16 protein-coding genes are annotated in these 16,790 nt (G+C 56.7%); 4 read left to right on the top strand and 12 right to left on the bottom strand.

Annotated features, from left to right (window positions below; all coding sequences use genetic code 11):
* Window positions 1–111 precede the first annotated feature (111 nt).
* The 11 genes from HDF14_RS04835 to HDF14_RS04785 form a co-directional block, all read right to left on the bottom strand.
* Window positions 112–933: a hypothetical protein gene (locus HDF14_RS04835; RefSeq protein ID WP_183974088.1), complete on the bottom strand. Its 822-nt coding sequence runs from the start codon at window positions 931–933 to the stop codon at window positions 112–114.
* A gap of 265 nt (window positions 934–1,198) precedes the next feature.
* Window positions 1,199–1,873: an ABC transporter ATP-binding protein gene (locus HDF14_RS04830; RefSeq protein ID WP_183974086.1), complete on the bottom strand. Its 675-nt coding sequence runs from the start codon at window positions 1,871–1,873 to the stop codon at window positions 1,199–1,201.
* On the bottom strand, window positions 1,866–2,960 hold the full coding sequence (locus HDF14_RS04825; RefSeq protein ID WP_183974084.1) for an ABC transporter permease: 1,095 nt from the start codon (window positions 2,958–2,960) through the stop codon (window positions 1,866–1,868). The genes HDF14_RS04830 and HDF14_RS04825 overlap by 8 nt, the downstream gene beginning before the upstream one ends.
* A 307-nt stretch (window positions 2,961–3,267) precedes the next feature.
* Window positions 3,268–3,702 carry an ExbD/TolR family protein gene (locus HDF14_RS04820; protein WP_183974082.1) on the bottom strand — a complete coding sequence of 145 codons (435 nt, stop codon included), beginning with the start codon at window positions 3,700–3,702 and terminating at the stop codon, window positions 3,268–3,270.
* 60 nt (window positions 3,703–3,762) lie between these two features.
* Window positions 3,763–4,209, bottom strand: coding sequence for an ExbD/TolR family protein (locus HDF14_RS04815; RefSeq protein ID WP_183974080.1), 447 nt, complete (start codon window positions 4,207–4,209; stop codon window positions 3,763–3,765).
* A gap of 135 nt (window positions 4,210–4,344) precedes the next feature.
* Entirely contained in the window at window positions 4,345–5,091 is a 747-nt protein-coding gene (locus HDF14_RS04810) for a MotA/TolQ/ExbB proton channel family protein (RefSeq protein WP_183974078.1), read from the bottom strand.
* A gap of 117 nt (window positions 5,092–5,208) precedes the next feature.
* Window positions 5,209–5,943 carry an energy transducer TonB gene (locus HDF14_RS04805; protein WP_183974076.1) on the bottom strand — a complete coding sequence of 245 codons (735 nt, stop codon included), beginning with the start codon at window positions 5,941–5,943 and terminating at the stop codon, window positions 5,209–5,211.
* A gap of 110 nt (window positions 5,944–6,053) precedes the next feature.
* On the bottom strand, window positions 6,054–7,016 hold the full coding sequence (secF, locus tag HDF14_RS04800; RefSeq protein WP_183974074.1) for a protein translocase subunit SecF: 963 nt from the start codon (window positions 7,014–7,016) through the stop codon (window positions 6,054–6,056).
* A 51-nt stretch (window positions 7,017–7,067) separates the two neighbouring features.
* Window positions 7,068–8,675 (bottom strand): protein translocase subunit SecD, encoded by a 1,608-nt coding sequence (gene secD, locus HDF14_RS04795; protein ID WP_183974072.1) that lies wholly within the window; start codon window positions 8,673–8,675, stop codon window positions 7,068–7,070.
* 143 nt (window positions 8,676–8,818) lie between these two features.
* On the bottom strand, window positions 8,819–9,130 hold the full coding sequence (yajC, locus tag HDF14_RS04790) for a preprotein translocase subunit YajC (RefSeq protein WP_183974070.1): 312 nt from the start codon (window positions 9,128–9,130) through the stop codon (window positions 8,819–8,821).
* A gap of 162 nt (window positions 9,131–9,292) precedes the next feature.
* Window positions 9,293–9,607, bottom strand: coding sequence for an MmcQ/YjbR family DNA-binding protein (locus HDF14_RS04785; protein WP_183974068.1), 315 nt, complete (start codon window positions 9,605–9,607; stop codon window positions 9,293–9,295).
* A 154-nt stretch (window positions 9,608–9,761) separates the two neighbouring features.
* Between HDF14_RS04785 and HDF14_RS04780 the strand changes: the two genes are divergently transcribed.
* Window positions 9,762–10,262 (top strand): heme-degrading domain-containing protein, encoded by a 501-nt coding sequence (locus HDF14_RS04780; RefSeq protein ID WP_183974066.1) that lies wholly within the window; start codon window positions 9,762–9,764, stop codon window positions 10,260–10,262.
* A 75-nt stretch (window positions 10,263–10,337) separates the two neighbouring features.
* Window positions 10,338–11,924: a glycosyltransferase family 39 protein gene (locus HDF14_RS04775; RefSeq protein ID WP_183974064.1), complete on the top strand. Its 1,587-nt coding sequence runs from the start codon at window positions 10,338–10,340 to the stop codon at window positions 11,922–11,924.
* Here the strand turns inward: HDF14_RS04775 and tgt are convergent.
* On the bottom strand, window positions 11,917–13,044 hold the full coding sequence (gene tgt, locus HDF14_RS04770) for a tRNA guanosine(34) transglycosylase Tgt (RefSeq protein WP_183974063.1): 1,128 nt from the start codon (window positions 13,042–13,044) through the stop codon (window positions 11,917–11,919). The two genes, HDF14_RS04775 and tgt, sit on opposite strands and share 8 nt — an antisense overlap.
* Window positions 13,045–13,216: 172 nt before the next feature.
* Here tgt and HDF14_RS04765 point away from each other — a divergent pair, with 172 nt between their 5' ends.
* Both HDF14_RS04765 and HDF14_RS04760 read left to right on the top strand, forming a co-directional pair.
* The gene (locus tag HDF14_RS04765; protein ID WP_183974061.1) at window positions 13,217–14,896 is read left to right on the top strand and encodes a phospholipase C; all 1,680 of its coding nucleotides are present in this window, start codon (window positions 13,217–13,219) and stop codon (window positions 14,894–14,896) included.
* 107 nt (window positions 14,897–15,003) lie between these two features.
* Entirely contained in the window at window positions 15,004–16,626 is a 1,623-nt protein-coding gene (locus HDF14_RS04760) for a multicopper oxidase family protein (RefSeq protein WP_260698032.1), read from the top strand.
* Window positions 16,627–16,790: the final 164 nt, after the last annotated feature.

The raw sequence follows: 16,790 nt of genomic DNA, 5'->3' as shown, positions 1-16,790 counted from the left end.
AATTTTACCCCAGAGGGATGATGGGAGTCCGAGACCTCACCGAGCCCATCCCACGCAGAAGAGGCCTCCCATTCGCGGGGAGGCCTCGACTTTTGCGACAAGCAACAGTGACTACTGCATTGAGACGCCGCCCTGTGTGGCCTTTTCTTTCTTCAGTTCATTTTCCTTCCGGGCGCCCATGGCCTTCTGGATCCACGAATCGACCTGGGCCATATCGGCCTTGCGAGCTGCTTCATCCCCACATTCCAGATCCGCTTTACGACGATAGGTCAACTGGAGATACTGCATGGCATCGTCATAGGTCGGGTTGAGCTCGACAGCCTTCTGGAGATACTGCAACCCTTCGTTTACCAGATCGGTGTTCGCAGCCTGCAGCTTCTGGCACGCGCCCTTGCTCTTCTTCGGATTACCATCGCCCTGATCGGTTAGCCCGTCGGCTGCAAGAATCGTGATGGCGTTCTTATAAGCCAATGTCCAATCCACGAAGCCCACCGTGTAATACGCTTCCGGATCATTGGGAGCAATCGCGATGACTTTCTTCTCGTACTCTTTCGCTACATCGAACTTCTTGATGTTGCGATTGATCGAGGCGATCTGCTTCAGCGCCGTCAGGTCGTTAGGGTGTTTTGCCAGAACAGCATTGAACCCGTCCAGAGCCTTTTGTGCGATCGCCAGATTCTCCGGCGTATCCAGATTTGGCACCACCTGGTAGGAGTACGCGGTGGCCAGATACAGTTTCGCATCTTCGTAGTCGGGATCAAGCGCGATCGAATTCTGGAAGTGGTTCACAGCCTCTTCGTATCGTGCATTCTTAAATGCCTGCACTCCCTTGGTCAGCTGATCCCGAGCCTTCAGGCGATTACACCCGGTTGCAGTGATAAGCAGCAGCGCCAGCAAAGCGGCCGTAACCGGAATCCGTGCGGTGAATTTCATTGGGCGAATCATCTCCTTCAAAATGGGCGCGAGTTTCTGTTGCAGAGACCAGGGAAAGCTAGTTAACCAAGTTTCGGCATTCGCTTGATTGTAATGGCATATGTCCTAACGTGACTAGAGCAGCTTTCTTTTCCCTTCCTCAAATGAGGGTACAACGTCGGTCTTTTGTACTACAACCGTGGAGCTTCTGCATAGTTAGAACTGCTCCTCGAAGATAGATGCATTCCAGCCACCAAGTGATCAGAGAAAAGCTAGACTAAGTGGCCTAAACTATACGCCCATCTTTCATTTTGACGATCCTATCCGCATACGAAGCGGCGTCTGCATCATGAGTAATCATCAAAATCGTCTGTCCCAGACGGCGATTCAGGTCTTTTATGAGCTTCAGAACGGCCGTCGAATTTTCGCTGTCCAGATTGCCCGTAGGCTCGTCAGCCAGCAAAATCGCGGGTGAGTTCACAATTCCTCGTGCAATCGCCACCCTTTGTTGCTGCCCCCCGGAGAGCGCACGAGGTTTGTGCTTCATCCTGTCAGCGATCCCCAGCAGGCCGAGAATCTCCTGAAACCCCGGGTCGAACCCCACATCCCGGCCGCCAATGTACTTCACAATCCGGATATTGTCTTCGGCAGAGAGTGTCGGCAGCAGGTTGTACTTCTGAAATACGAACCCCACGGTGGTCTTGCGAAGCTCCGTCCGCTCAGCATTTGTCATGCCCGCCAAATCGCGGCCGTTGAGGTGCACCGTGCCAGAAGTCATCGGCGTCAGCCCGCCGAGAATATGAAATAGTGTCGATTTACCCGAGCCTGAGGCACCAATAATCGCAACAAACTCGCCCTTCCGGATTTCCAGATCAACGCCACGCAACGCATGCACCGCGACCTCGCCTAGCTGGTAAGTCTTCGTCAGACCTCGCACTTCGATTATCGGCGGCTCACTCATACGACAGAGCCTCCGTTACATCCTGCTTGACCGCCTTAACCCCAGGAACGATCGCACCCAGCAGCGCTCCCACAACCGCAATGCCCGTTGCAATCGGCCACCAGTCATACACTGTCTCCTGCACCAGGCTGGCCGGTACCGCGTGTTTCATCAGCCACTGCGTTCCATAGGTCAGAACAATACCGACTACCGACCCCAGCAGCGCCAGCAATAACGTCTCCCGAAACAAGATATTTAAAATGAGCCCTGAAGTTCCACCCACTGCCTTCAAAATCCCAATCTCCCTCGTTCGTTCAAGCACTGCCGTATACATCGCCATAAATACCACGATGAAGCCGACAATCACCGCAACTCCAATCACGACCCCGATAAAGCTCTTCAGCATTCCAACGTTGCTGATAGAGAGCATCGACGTGAACTCTTCCATCGTGTAAATCTGGTATCCGTGATACTTGACTCGTAGCGCATCGACTACCGCCTGAGCATTGCGCGGGTCGTCCACCTTGATAAATATCTGGCTGAGATGGCCCGGATTTCCGGTCAACGTCTGCAGCATTTGCAGCTTTACACAGATGCGTGAGAGCTTTCCCGACTCGGTGATTCCCACCAGCTTCCAGTCGTGATTGACCAGATTAAGAGTGTCACCAATATGAAGTTTTTTCTGCTGGGCGTAGTACTCATCCACAATCACGTCGTCATCGTTGACCAGTGGACCACCCTTCAAATAGTGAAATCCTCCATTCAACTTTCGAAAATCGTCCAGATCGAGTCCCGTCATTGCATCGAACCCGGACAAAGGCTGAACCATCGTCCCCATCGCAAACGTGACGTCTGGCTCCTTCATCAGCATCGCAGGAATTTTGTCGCTCATCGGAGCCGAACTCAGCCCTATGGCCGATGATCCCGGCGGTCGAAACCAGATATCAGCGCCTACACCACGTGCTCTCTGTGCGGATTGGTCGAGCGTGCCATGGCTAACACCGACCAAGGTCAGGATCATCGTCACCTCGACGGCGATAGCCAGCACGCTCAGCAGCGTTCGAACCGGCCGATGACCAAGATTGGCGAAGATGAGTTTATTTAGCAAGATCAGATTCTAATAGAAGTCCAAGGGCTGACAAATAGAGCGCCGAAGGAATTCGTCTGCGTAATACTAAAAAACTCTCCTCCACCGTATGAGCAGGACGAGCAAGACGTCGCTCAGCGGAGTTGATCCGAGAGGGCAATCCACTTCCTTCAGAGCTTCCACCGATTGAGAATGCCATGAAGCTATCTTCCCAACTCGTATGTTTGGGCGAGCGAGCACTCGATCAACTCGTGTTCCCAAACTTGCAAAAAGCTTCAGGCAGCGGACACGTCGGTCCGCCGCCTGAAAGAGAGCTTTCTTTTCGAGTTTACTGTCCGGCTTCGACGCGAGGCGTGATGAGACCGATATTGTCTACTCCAGCTTGGTGACCGAAGTCGATGACCTCAGCCACCTTGCTGAAGTCGAGATCTTTGTCGCCCTTGACGAACATAACCTTTTCTTGTCGTGTCGCAAAAATCTCGGCAAGCTTGGGTTCAAGGTCAGCCTTGTTGAACGAGTTATCGTTGATCTTGTACGCTGGCGCCGCGGCACCGTTCGACAACACCTGAACGACGATCGTCCGGTCATTCTCCGGCTCATCGTGGTGCTCCTTCGGCGGCTGAGGAACCAGCGTTTCCAAACCGCGAGGCGTCACCGGCACGATGACCATGAAGATGATCAGCAGCACCAGAAGAACGTCGATCAGCGGCGTTACATTCATGTCCGACATCGCTCCGCCGGTATTTCCACCACCCATTCCCATAGCAATCTCCTCAAATACTCTTGCCGCTCCAGTAAGTGCGAGTCCGACACCCTTGCATCACTACTTCTTGGCTGTTGTCGTTCCACTATCGTCGGTTCTTTCGGTCAGCAGACCAAGCTGGCTCACACCGGCGGACCGGATTCCATCAACCGCGTCCATCACTTTGCCGTAGTTGGCGCGGATATCCGCGCGCATAAAGACCTCTTTGCTGGTCTTGTTCTCAAGCTTCGCTGCGATCTTAGGGCCGAGGTCATCGAGCGTGACCTGGTCGCCGCCAAGAAACGTCCTGCCGTCGCGCGTAACAGCGACGACGACCGCGTCTTCCTTGTTTGCATCTTCCATTACCACCGCGGCGTCAGCCTTCGGCAGATCGACGTTGACCTTGTTGTTCAGCATGGGGGTGATGACCATGAAGATGATCAACAGCACCAGCATCACGTCCACCATCGGCGTCACGTTGATGTTGGAGTTGACCTTCTTGCCTTCCTCCCGCTTATTGATACCCATAACGTATGCTCCGTCCGATTTACTCTATTTGCCTTCCTGCGATGCCTGTCCGGCCTCCGGACGTCGTTCGCTTGCGACGTCCGGAGGACCTGATCAGATCTGTGATTCCCGCAGTACTACTGCTTGCCTTATGCTTTACGACCGGTGGCTCTGCTTGATGAAATAGTCAACCAGTTCGCTCGAGCTATTGTCCATCTCGACGTCAAAGGCCTCAACCTTACCGGTGAAGTAGTTGAACGTCATAACAGCCGGGATCGCGACGAGCAGACCGAAGGCGGTCGTTACGAGGGCCTCCGAGATACCACCGGCTACTGCGCCGATACCAGAAGTCTTCTGCGTTGCAATCTGTTGAAAGGCATTCAAAATGCCGACGACCGTACCGAAAAGACCGATAAACGGAGCCGTTGAACCGATCGTGGCCAGACCTCCCAGACCGCGCTTCAGCTTGGCATGAACTATAGCCTCAGAGCGCTCGAGGGCGCGCTTGGAGCTTTCGATCTGCTCCTCAGTGATGTTGCCGCCTGAGCCGAAGCTGCGGAACTCCTGAAGACCGGCTGTGACAACCTCAGCAAGGTGAGACTTCTTGGAGCGGTCTGCAACTTTGATCGCCTCATCCAATCGGCCGTCTTTCAGTGCGCCGGCAACTTTAGGAGCAAATTCACGCGACTGCTTCCGGGCTGCTGAGAAATAGAGCGCCCGATCAATGATCACAGCAAGCGACCAGATGGACATAATGAAGAGGAAGATAACGACGCAACGAGCCAGCCAGCCCATGTTGGACCAAAGACCCATAACACTGAAGCTAACCTGCGCCTCTTCAAAGTACAGGGCGAGGGAAGCGGGAACGTGAGCGAAAGTTGTTGCGAGATGAGCGAGAATCACTGGAATATTTCCTCCTGATAGGAACTCTAACTTTCAGAATCTTGACCCGGGAATCCCCCAAAAGTTCGACACCTTCGGGAGACCCGCGAGAGACGTAATTGCGAAATCAGCCTCGGTCTAGCCGCCGCCGAAGTTGAAGTTGACAGTAATCTGCGTATCCACCTCGGTGGGCTCGCCGTTCAGAAAATATGGCTTGTAGCGCCACCCTTGAACCGCCGAAACCGCTGCAGACCGAAGCATTTCAGGGCCGCTGACAACCTCAAGTTTTTCAATGGAGCCCGCCTTAGAGATCACCGCGTGCAGAACCACAGCACCAGAGACGTGAGCAGCCCTTGCGATTGGCGGATAAACCGGATTCGCACCAGAAAGCTTGTTACCGGCGACAACGCCGCTCGATACGCGCTGGGGACCTTTTGGCGGAGCAACTTTGACAACCGGCGTCGGCGCATTGCCGATCCCGCCCATCACGCCACCAGGAACACCGTTTCCGCTGCCCATGCCCGCCATGCCGGCAACACCGGCGACCTGCGGCGGAGGTGCAGCATCTTCCTTCAGCATCTTGATGTCTTTCGGAATCTTCGTAGGAGCATGAAGACCTGCGTCAATCTCCGACACCATCTTGATCGGCTTGACGATCTGTTGCGGCGGCGGAGGGGGTGGAGGGGGAGGTGGTGGAGGCGGCGCTGTCAGCATCGCAGTCATTGCCGTCTTCGGCAATGCCTCTGGATACAGCAGCGGAATAAGGATCATGGTTGCCAGGATCGCGCCATTGAAGATAAAGGTCCCAATCATCCAGTACTTGGACTTGGTCTTGATCTGGCCACCGGATTCCATCAACGAGGATTCGAACATATGCAGCCTCTTTACTGTGAAGAAGAGCTATTTTTCTTTAGACACCACGTCGCTTCTTTTTGTTCCCGAGCTATTACACCCGAGCTATACATTGGCAGAAGAGCCGATCTCTACACCTTGGCGCGCTTACCCGCAGGTAACGTCACGGTCTTTCCCTTGCTCACTCGCCAATCCTGATACGCCACCAACATCGGTGCCGCAACAGCGATTGACGAATAGGTCCCAATCAAAATTCCAACGACCAATGCGAAGGAGAACCCATGCAGCACTTCGCCGCCAAACAGGTACAACGACAGCACCGTCAAAAACGTCAGACCCGACGAGATCACAGTTCGACTCAGCGTCTGATTAATGCTCCGATTGACGACATCATGCAATGACTCTCTTCTCGACAGCGCCAGATTCTCGCGAATACGGTCGAAGACGACGATTGTGTCGTTCATCGAATAACCAATAAGCGTTAGGATGGCAGCGATAACGGTAAGGGTTATCTCCTGGTTCGTCAAACTGAACGCACCCACGGTGATCAGCGTGTCGTGAAACACCGCCACTACCGCCGCGACGCCATAAATCAGCTCAAACCGGAACCAGAGATAGATCAGCATTCCAATCAGCGAATACAGTGTCGCAAGCCAAGCCTGCTTCTGCAGCTGCTTACCTGCCGTAGGCCCAACAATCTCAACCTGTTCCACCGTAAAACCCGAGTCGTGATAGTTCGCGCTCAGAGCACTCTCCACACTCTGCCGTCCGGCATCGTGCGACTGATCTGTCGCCGTCGATTCAGGCAGCGCGATGATCACCTTGTTCGCCGCATGTCCGCTGGGATCACTGACCCGCTGAATCCTCGCGTCGTGAACACCGGCACGATCCATCGCCTGGCGAATATGATCCTCATTCGGCGCCTGGTCGAACGCTACTCGCACCTGGGTCCCACCTTTAAAGTCGACGCCTAGAGGAATGTGATGCCAGAATAAAATGCTCAGCACTCCGAGAACAGAAAAAATCAGGGAAAACCCAAGGAAGTACCACTTCTTCCCGAGCCAATCGATATTCGTTGTACGAAACAGTTCCACGCTTTTGAACCCTCAGCGGCGCCTCCAAAGGCCTCCGCAATCTCTCGAAATCTAAATAGACAGAGCCGCGCCGCGTTCCTTCTTCTGAAGGATTGCGTCGAAGATCACGCGCGATACCAGCACCGCGGTAAACAGGTTGGCGAACAGACCGAAAGCCAGCGTTATCGCAAACCCACGCACTGGGCCCGAACCGAACAGGAATAGGATCATCGCCGAAACGATCGTCGTCACGTGAGTATCGATGATCGTCACCCACGCATGCGCAAACCCCTGCTGCACCGCCGCCGCTGCCGTCTTGCCGGCCCTCAGCTCTTCACGGATGCGCTCAAAGATCAGCACATTCGAGTCCACGCCCATACCAATGGTCAGGATCACGCCCGCAATGCCGGGCAGCGTCAACGTCGATCCGGTATATCCCATGAACCCAAGCAGAATCACCAGGTTCAGAATCAGCGCTAGATCCGCGTTAATCCCCGCCCCGCGGTAGTAGATCAGCATGAAGACCATGACTGCCAGCATGCCGGCAATCGCAGCGATGATGCCCTGATGAATCGAAGCCGCGCCCAGGCTCGGCCCAACCGTCCGCGTCTCAAGGTAAGAGATCGAAGCCGGCAGAGCACCCGTGCGCAACATCAGGGAAAGGTCATTCGCCTGCTGCTGAGTAAACGCGCCGGTAATCTCACCGCTGTCGCGAATCGCCGACTGAATCCCTGCTACCTCGCGAACCTTGTTATCCAGCACAATCGCCATCGAACCCGGCGTTGCGCTCGAAGCCGTATGCGCCTGCGTGTAGTTGTAAAAGCGATTCCCGGCGTCGGTCGTCAGGTTGAAGCGGATATTCGGACGGCCGTTCTGATCCTGTCCCGGCTGCGCATCGCGGAAGTCCGTTCCTTCGACTTCACTCACTCGCTTCAGCAACCAGATCTGGTCCGGCGCTCCAGCAGAACCCGTGCCATGCACCAGCATCGAATCGGGAGGAATCACCCCATTATTCGCCTGGAGCGCAGCCTGATCCGTCTCATAAGGGCCGCCTGTCACCGCATGAATCGAAAGCTTGGCGGTCGACTGAATGATCTCTTCCACCCGCGCGGGATCATCGACGCCCGGCAGTTCTACCAGGATCTGGTTCTCGCCAAGTCCGTACTTCTGAATCACCGGTTCACTGACACCCAGCTTGTCGATGCGCTCGCGGATCGTCTCAATCGACGTATCCAGCGTCCTCGTCTCGAGGTCACGCACCGCACCCAACTTCATCGTCAGCGTAGAGTTTCCATCGGCCGTAGCCGCGACGTCGTAATTCGCGTAATCACTGCCCTGCAGCACGCCGCGCGCATCGCTCAGCTTCGCAGCCGGAATCCCCGACACAATAATTGTTTGCGGTCGCGACGGATCCGTCTTGCCCACAGTCGCTCCGGCAACTCCGGCCTTCTGCAGATCGGCCTCAAGCCGCGCCACATCCCGGTCCGTAGCCGAGGCAATCGCCTCAGCCACATGCACTTCGAGCACAAGGTGTGTTCCGCCCTTAAGGTCGAGCCCCAGGTGGATACGATCTTTGATCGACTGCGTCAGCCCGCCATGTGGAATGCCCACGATGCCGAAACAGAAGATCACCAGTACCGCAACGATGAATGCCGATTTCCCGGCCAGATTCTTGCCCATGATCTTTATTGAAGGGTGCAGCCGCAGGCCTGGCTTTCAGTCCCGCCGCCGCTAACCTTATTTCTTCCTCATCCGTTGTTAACGGTTCAATCTCACGTGCCTACAACTAAATATTGAGTACAGCTTATTTTGAAATCTTCTACTCAGGCAGCCTGTTCGTCCGTCGTTACCGCGGCAATCGCGCTCTTGACGAACTCAAGCTTCACCCCATCCGGCTGAACCCGCAGGACAACCAGATCGTCCTTTACGGACAGCACTGTGCCGCGAATACCGCCATTGGTGGTCACACGGTCGCCGGTCTTCAACTGACCCAGCATCTCCTGCCACTTTTTTTGCTTCCTCTGGTTCGGCGCTATCATCAAAAAATAAAGCGCCACAAAGAACAGTACCGGCAGTGCAAGACTGCCCAGATTACCCAGTCCACCCGCCGCACTCTGCAACCACATCGCAAACATCAAATAAAGCTCCGTTCAACAACTCAATCATCTCCAGCCCAGGCAGCAAACCGACAGCCCAGCGCGCTCAACTGGACGCACCTTCGCGTACTCCGGAAAAGAGTGCCTAGCCCCTAAGCATCGCGTAACCGGCACCCCCTGTCAAGGCGAGCGGCCTCGCCCTCACTTGGCCAAACGTCGCTTCCAGGCCATCTTCAACGCCCCTTCCAACACATCCGAGCTGACAGCATCCAGTTTCACCCGCGTCATTCCCATACGTCCCCAGCCCCCAGGGACCGGAGAAAACACCTCCGGCGCATCCTCCACAAGGCCCGCCTGCTCCTCCGGGCTCAACTTCAGAACGCCATAGCCTTCCTTTTCATAAGCAAGAGTACAAAAGATCTTTCCGCCCACCCGAAAGTCGGCATGCCCCTGGTGCGACCCCTCCGAAGCCCCCGGCAGGCTCAACGCAATCCGTCGATAGTCCTTCGCTGTCATGCTCGACCCCTCTTGAAAAAGACCCCAACAGCTTAACCTCACCGCCCGCAACGATTCGCCACAAGTAACCGCGATCGCAGTCTCATAAACTGTCTTCTGCACCTGCCATCGTAAATTCAAATGGCACACCAGAAAAGTAGAAGGAAGAGCCCTCATGCCCATCGCAGAAGACCTCGCCGCCATCGCTCGTCAGGAAGCAGAACTCCACTTCTCCAGCTTCGACTACGACACCGCCTGGCGTCTCGGCCAAAGCCTCCGCGAACTGGCACTCTCCCGCAACCAATCCCTCGTGATCGATATTCGCCGCTTCGGCCAGCCCCACCAACCACTCTTTTACACCGCTCTCGCCGGCACCACTCCCGACAATCCCCGCTGGGTGCAGCGCAAATCGAACGTAGTCGCCCGCTTTCACCGCAGCTCCTACGCCATCGGGCTCGCACTCGAGCAGACCAGCCGCACCTTCAGCGAACGCTACAACCTGCCCGACGCCGACTACGCCGCTCACGGCGGCAGCTTCCCCATCCACGTCACCGGCGCCGGAATCATCGGCTGCGTCACCGTCTCCGGTCTGCCCCAGCGCGAAGATCACAACCTCGTCATCGAAGCACTCTGCGTCGAACTGAAACAAGACCACGCCTCCCTGCGCCTCACCTAACCAATCCCGCATTCGAGCGATACTTTAATAAAGGTTTGCCCGCGAAGTGGCGGCACGCACAGGAGCATCGAAGCAATGTCGGATCGGTCTTACTCACTCACCCGAACACTCGCCTCCGTGTTCCTCGTGGGATGCCTTCTACTCTTCGTCATCCGCACCTGGCACTGGCCACTCATGGGCGACGCCGCCCTCATGCACTACATCTTCTTCCTCATGGATCACGGCATGGCGCCCTACCGCGACATCGTCGATCCCAACATGCCCACCACCCTCCTGATCGAAGGCGCAGTCATGCACCTTTTCGGCGGCGACTCACTCACCTGGCGACTCTTCGACCTCTTCCTCCTCGCCGTCTCCGCCATGGCCATGTTCGTCATCTGCAAACCTTACAGCCGCTTCGCTGCACTCTTCGCAGCGTCTCTCTTCGCGCTCATCCACGGCCGCGACGGCCTCATCGAGTTAGGTCAACGCGACCTCACCATGACCGTCAGCCTGCTGATCGCATACGCCTTCCTCTTCACGGGCCTGAGAGCGTCTCCCTCCCAAACGACAAAACCGTGGATGACAGCCCTCTTCGGTATCTTTTGCAGCATCGCCGCCACCATCAAACCCTCCGTCCTCTTCCTCGCCCCAACTGTCCTTGTCTTCGCAGCCATCACACTACGCCGAAGAAACCGGCCATTCGTCGCCCACATCGTCAGCGGACTCCTCGGCATGCTGATCCCCATCCTCCTGATCTTCGCCTGGCTTCATCACCAACACATCGTCTCCAACTTCCTCCAGACGCTCTCTCAACTCCTCCCCTACTTCCTCCTCCTCGGCGCACGATCCTACCCGCATCTCATCGTCCACAGCATCTCCTCCACGATGCTTCCTGTAGTCCTTCTCTGGCTTCCCATCGTCTTCCTCAAAAAAGATTGGATCACCTGGGAACGCGCCTCGCTCTTAGTCGCAGTCCTCTTCGGACTAGCCTCCTTCTACCTCCAGAAAAAAGGTTTTCCCTATCATCGATATCCCTCCGAAGCATTTCTGCTCCTGCTCGCCGGAATCGACTTCACTACGATCCTCCAAACCAATCCAGCTCCTTCGCAACTTCGCCCCAACGTCAGCAACAGGCTTTTGCCCAGCCTAGCAATGGCAGGCGTCATCATCGGCGCCGTGTTCATTGGAGGCGGGTCAACCGCCCACGCCCTCTGGCAGGATTGGCACAATCAAGAGTTCGACACCATGCTCCGGGCCGACCTCAATCACCTTGGGGGCCAGAGTCTCGCAAACCGTGTCCAATGCCTCGACATGGCCGACGGCTGCATTCCCACGCTCTACAACATGCGCCTCGTCCAGACCACAGGCTTCATCTATGACTGCTACATGCTCTCCGCCCAACCCGGCCCAGAACGCGACCACGCACGCGAGGCCTTCTGGCAATCAATCACAAAGAATCCCCCATCCATCTTCGTCGTCTCAAGCAACGACTGCGACCCACCCACTGCACGCCCCGCTTACGACTACAAAAAAATCGCCCGCTGGCCCCAATTCAACGACTACCTCAACGCCAACTACCATCTCGACGTCGAGCGAATCCCCCCGCACATGGTCAACTCAGGCAGCAGCTCCTCGAAACCCCTAGGCTACCGAATCTACGTACAAAACAACCTCAACTAGTTACATTTCCTCTCGCCAGCTCCGCCCTCACCCGCTCCATCGTATCCAGATAAAAAGCAATATTGTGCACGCTGTTCAGCACCGCACTCAGTGGCTCACCCGAAGCAAACAGATGCCGCAGATAAGCCCGCGTATACCGCCGGCACACCATGCATCCGCACGTCGCATCGATTGGCCCCTGATCCTCCGCATACTCCTTCTTCTTAATATTCAGCCTGCCCTCCGACGTAAACAGCAGCCCATGCCGCCCTGCCCGCGTCGGCAGCACACAGTCCATCATGTCCACGCCCATCCGCGCATACTCTTCGATCTCATCCGGATACCCCACCCCCATCACATACCGCGGCTTGTCCTTCGGCAGATGCTCAAGCGTCCGCGCAATCATCTCCCGCGTCACCTCCCTCGGCTCCCCCACCGCCAGCCCACCAATCGCATATCCCGGCAGATCCATCTCCACCAGCCGCTCCGCCGACTCCTTCCTCAAATCCGCATACATCCCACCCTGCACAATCCCAAACAGACTCTGCGTCTTCCCGTCCGTCTCCTCAAACCAAGGCACCAGATGCTTCGTCGCCTCAAAATGATCCTTCGACCTCTGCGCCCAGGCATGCGTCAGCCCCATCGACTCCCGCGTCCGCTCCCACGTCGCCGGAGTCTCCACGCACTCATCGAAGACCATCGCAATATCAGCCCCCAGCGCAATCTGCACATCCATCGAGTGCTCCGGCGAAAAGAAGTGCTTGCTCCCATCCAGGTGCGACCGGAACTCCACCCCATCCGGCGTAATCTTCCGCAACTTACTCAAACTAAAAACCTGAAACCCACCTGAATCGGTCAACATCGGACGCTCCCAGCTCATAAACCGGTGCACTCCCCCCATTCGCCGCACCAGCTCATGCCCCGGTCGCAGATACAAATGGTACGTATTGGCCAGAATGATCTGCGCCCCTTTTCCCCCCGCACCAACCTCCTCCAACAGGCTCTGAGGCACCGCCTTCACACTCGCCGCCGTCCCCACCGGCATAAACACCGGCGTCTCCACCACTCCATGCGGCAGCCTCAACCGCCCCCTGCGTCCTCCACCCTCAGCAGTTCTATCTACTTCAAATGAAAATCCCATCCTTTGAATTGTATGGGCATGTCAAATATTCACAGCAACACTCACACTCCATTCGTATTCCCGTAACCCCCTATTAATTCATCTGATGTTCAACTTCAATTCATATTCGGAGACTTTTCGAGGCCTAGAAATGCTCCTGCACCCATTTTCACAATTTTGAGGCCTCAAAAAAATGATTCGGAAACTTCTAGCTCTCTCGTTGACCACGACCCTCATTCTCAGCGGCTGCGGCCAGGGCACGGTCAGCACGCCTGCTGGCAATGGCAACGCCAACACCACGCCGCCCCCAACACCCCCGACACCGACGACCTCCTCCGCCGTCATCAAGCACGTCGTTGTCATCTTCGGCGAAAACATCTCCTTCGATCACTACTTCGGCACCTATCCATCTGCGGCCAACCTGCCCAGCAACAAATCGCAGTTCACCGCCAAGGCCAACACTCCCGTTCCAGTCAACCTGACCTCAGCTAACCTGCTCAACAACAATCCCAATCGCAACATTCTGAACGCCGCCGGGGCCAGCAATCCATTCCGTCTCGACATCGCTCAGGCTTCCACAGCCGACCAGGACCACGACTACGGCCCTGAGCAGATGGCCTTCGACAACGGCAAGATGGACCTCTTCCCGCTCTCTGTCGGTACACCAAACGCCACCACTCTCTCTCAGTCCACTGGCGCTCCCGCGGTCACCGCTACAACCGGACTCACCATGGGCTACTATGACGGCAACACCACCACTGCCCTCTGGAACTACGCCCAGCGCTACGCTCTCAACGACCATTCCTACGGCACGACCTTCGGTCCTTCTACCCCCGGCGCGATCAACCTCGTCTCCGGCCAGACCAACGGTGCAGTTGACACCGATAACTCCGGCGCAACCGTAGCCGACGGCCAAGGCGGTCTCACTCTCAACAGCGACGCTGACCCGACCGGCGACATCTGCTCCGGCTCCGGCACTGTCAGCATGACCGGTAAGAACATCGGCGATCTCCTCAATGCTGCCAAGGTAACCTGGGGCTTCTTCGAAGGCGGATTCGACCTAACCGTAACCAACCCCGATGGCTCAACCGGATGCAACCGTACCACCACCTCGGCCATCACCAAAACCAAGAAGAACGACTACATTCAGCACCACGAACCCTTCCAGTACTACACCAGCACCCAGAACCTGAATCACCTCCGTCCCACCTCAGTCGCTGCCATCGGCTCGACCGACCAGGCAAACCACCAGTACGACACGCATGACTTCATCGATGCTCTCGAAGCTGGCAACATGCCCGCCGTCAGCTTCCTCAAGGCCCCTGGCTACCAGGATGCTCACGCCGGTTACTCCGATCCCATTGACGAGCAGTTCTTCGTCGTCAACATGATCAATGCCATCCAGACGTCAAGCTTCTGGTCCTCGACCGCTATCATCATCGCGTACGACGACTCCGACGGCTGGTATGACCATCTCTTCAACATCATCAACGGTTCCAACTCCGCGCAGGATGCATTCACCAGCCCTGGCGTCTGCAGCACTAGCACCGCCAACGGATCCAACGCGCTTGCCGGTGTCGCCACCACCAACCCCGTCCAGGGCCGCTGCGGCTACGGTCCTCGTCTGCCCCTGTTGGTCATCTCCCCCTGGTCTCAGGCGAACTACGTAGATCACACCGTAACCGACCAGTCCTCCATCACCAAATTCATCGAAGACACCTTCCTGTCGAGCGCTCGTATCGGCAGCGGATCCTTCGATGCCGTCGCAGGAAGCTTGAACAACATGTTCAACTTCACCAATGGCGCGGTCGTTCCAAATCCCAACGTCGTCGTCCTCAATCCAAACACGGGTCTAGCCGCCAACGGCAACTAAGGTCGCTTTTTACATAACCGTCACATTCAGTTCGTATCCTTGAAAGCACGCACTCCCCCGCGGAGTGCGTGCTTTTTTGCTCGCTACATCACTCCGGAGCCCACCCGTTGTCTGATTCCAGCTCGTCGCGCCGACGCTTCCTGCAACAAACCGCCGCCCTTGGCCTCCTCCATGGTTCCCGCCACAGCTTCGCAAAGAGCTTCGTCCAGATGGGCGACATGCACCAGACACCGCGCACAACCATCCCTGACGCTCCCGGCAAGACCGTCCCGATGCTTCACGTTCTTGAGCTGACGCCCTTCGTCGACCCCCTCCCCCTGCCACAGACCATGGGAGTTGCATACCCTGGTAAACTCCGCATCACCATGCGCGAGATCCACGCTAAAATCCATCGCGACGTCGCGCCCACCCTCATGTGGAGCTACAGTCCAACTCCACTGGCTCCCATCATCGAAGCCCGATCCGGCCATCCCCTCGAGATCGAGTGGGTTAACAATCTCCCCACCAAACACTTCCTTCCTATCGATCACAGCCTTCACGGCTGCGGCCACGATATCCCCGACGTCCGCACCACCACGCACGTCCACGGCGCTCGTGTCCCCTCCAAAGCCGACGGCTACCCCACTGACTGGTTCGTCCCCGGCAAGAGTCGAACCTGCGTCTACCCACTTCAGCAGGACGCCGCAACCCTCTGGTATCACGATCACGCCATGGGTCTCAACCGTCTCAATACCTACGCCGGTCTCTTCGGTCTCTTCCTCGTCCGCGACGAGGTAGAGGATTCGCTCCATCTCCCCTCCGGCAAATACGAGATTCCGCTTATTCTCTACGATCGAGAGATCACCGCCGACGGCCAACTCTTCTACCCCACATCCGGCGACCCCGAGCACCCCTGGGTCTCCGAGTTCGAAGGCGACGGCATCTTCATCAACGGCAAAATCCGTCCTCACGTCGAAGTCGAGCCGCGCCCCTACCGCTTTCGCATCCTCAACACAGCTAACAGCCGCTTCTTCAATCTCTCCCTCGATACCCAGCAGCCCATTACCCAGATCGGCAGCGATCAAGGCCTCCTCAGCACCTCCGCCGACATCCCGCACCTGATCCTCGCGCCAGCAGAACGCGGCGACGTTCTTATCGACTTCAGCAAATCGTCCGGGAAAACTTTACACCTGCGCAACGGTGGACTCGACATCCTCCAGTTCCGCGTCTCCGCCCAAACGACCTCGCCCAACTCCTCTGCTTCCATTCCAAAGAACCTTCGCACAATCGAGCGCATCCCCGAATCCTCCGCCGTCACCACCCGCACCATCACCCTGGACGAGTATCAGGATAAGGTCGGCAACTCCATGCTCATGCTGCTCAACCACAAGCGCTGGCACGAGCCCGTCACCGAGCGGCCAAAACTCAACACCACCGAGATCTGGGAGTTCGTCAATCTCACTGAGGACACCCATCCTCTGCACCTCCACCTCGTGCGCTTCCAACTGCTCGACCGCCGCCGTTTCGACGTCTTCAACTACTACACCTACAACAAAGTCCGTTACACCAGCGACGCCCTTCCGCCAACTCCGAGCGAATCAGGATGGAAGGACACCATCCAGTGCCCGCCGAAGGCCATCACTCGCATCATCGTGCGTTTCGAAGGCTACACCGGCAACTATCTCTACCACTGCCACGTCCTCGAACACGAAGCGAACGACATGATGCGCCCCTTCGAAGTCATAGCCTAGTTCAGCGCCCTCCTGTCGGCCGAAATGAAGATAATCCCGACCAACGGGAGGGCCAAGCGAAGCTCTAAAAAGGCGTGCGAACGCCCGCCCCACGCGCAGTGGGCCCGTCCGGCAGAACAACCAGCAGTTCGATCCCATCAAAGGCAACCAACTGCCCACCTGCT

The sequence above is a fragment of the Tunturiibacter gelidiferens genome (assembly GCF_014201335.1).
Classification (GTDB): domain Bacteria; phylum Acidobacteriota; class Terriglobia; order Terriglobales; family Acidobacteriaceae; genus Edaphobacter; species Edaphobacter lichenicola_E.
This window is presented reverse-complemented; position numbering and strand designations above follow the sequence as displayed.

Excerpts from the sequence above, each read along its gene's own strand:
- HDF14_RS04780 (WP_183974066.1), top strand. The coding sequence starts at position 9,762 with ATGCCCATCGCAGAAGACCTCGCCGCCATCGCTCGTCAGGAAGCAGAA.
- HDF14_RS04785 (WP_183974068.1), bottom strand. The coding sequence starts at position 9,607 with ATGACAGCGAAGGACTATCGACGGATTGCGTTGAGCCTGCCGGGGGCT.
- yajC (WP_183974070.1), bottom strand. The coding sequence starts at position 9,130 with ATGTTTGCGATGTGGTTGCAGAGTGCGGCGGGTGGACTGGGTAATCTG.
- HDF14_RS04775 (WP_183974064.1), top strand. The coding sequence starts at position 10,338 with ATGTCGGATCGGTCTTACTCACTCACCCGAACACTCGCCTCCGTGTTC.
- HDF14_RS04815 (WP_183974080.1), bottom strand. The coding sequence starts at position 4,209 with ATGGGTATCAATAAGCGGGAGGAAGGCAAGAAGGTCAACTCCAACATC.
- HDF14_RS04820 (WP_183974082.1), bottom strand. The coding sequence starts at position 3,702 with ATGGGAATGGGTGGTGGAAATACCGGCGGAGCGATGTCGGACATGAAT.
- HDF14_RS04805 (WP_183974076.1), bottom strand. The coding sequence starts at position 5,943 with ATGTTCGAATCCTCGTTGATGGAATCCGGTGGCCAGATCAAGACCAAG.
- HDF14_RS04835 (WP_183974088.1), bottom strand. The coding sequence starts at position 933 with ATGAAATTCACCGCACGGATTCCGGTTACGGCCGCTTTGCTGGCGCTG.
- HDF14_RS04765 (WP_183974061.1), top strand. The coding sequence starts at position 13,217 with ATGATTCGGAAACTTCTAGCTCTCTCGTTGACCACGACCCTCATTCTC.
- HDF14_RS04830 (WP_183974086.1), bottom strand. The coding sequence starts at position 1,873 with ATGAGTGAGCCGCCGATAATCGAAGTGCGAGGTCTGACGAAGACTTAC.
- tgt (WP_183974063.1), bottom strand. The coding sequence starts at position 13,044 with ATGGGATTTTCATTTGAAGTAGATAGAACTGCTGAGGGTGGAGGACGC.
- secD (WP_183974072.1), bottom strand. The coding sequence starts at position 8,675 with ATGGGCAAGAATCTGGCCGGGAAATCGGCATTCATCGTTGCGGTACTG.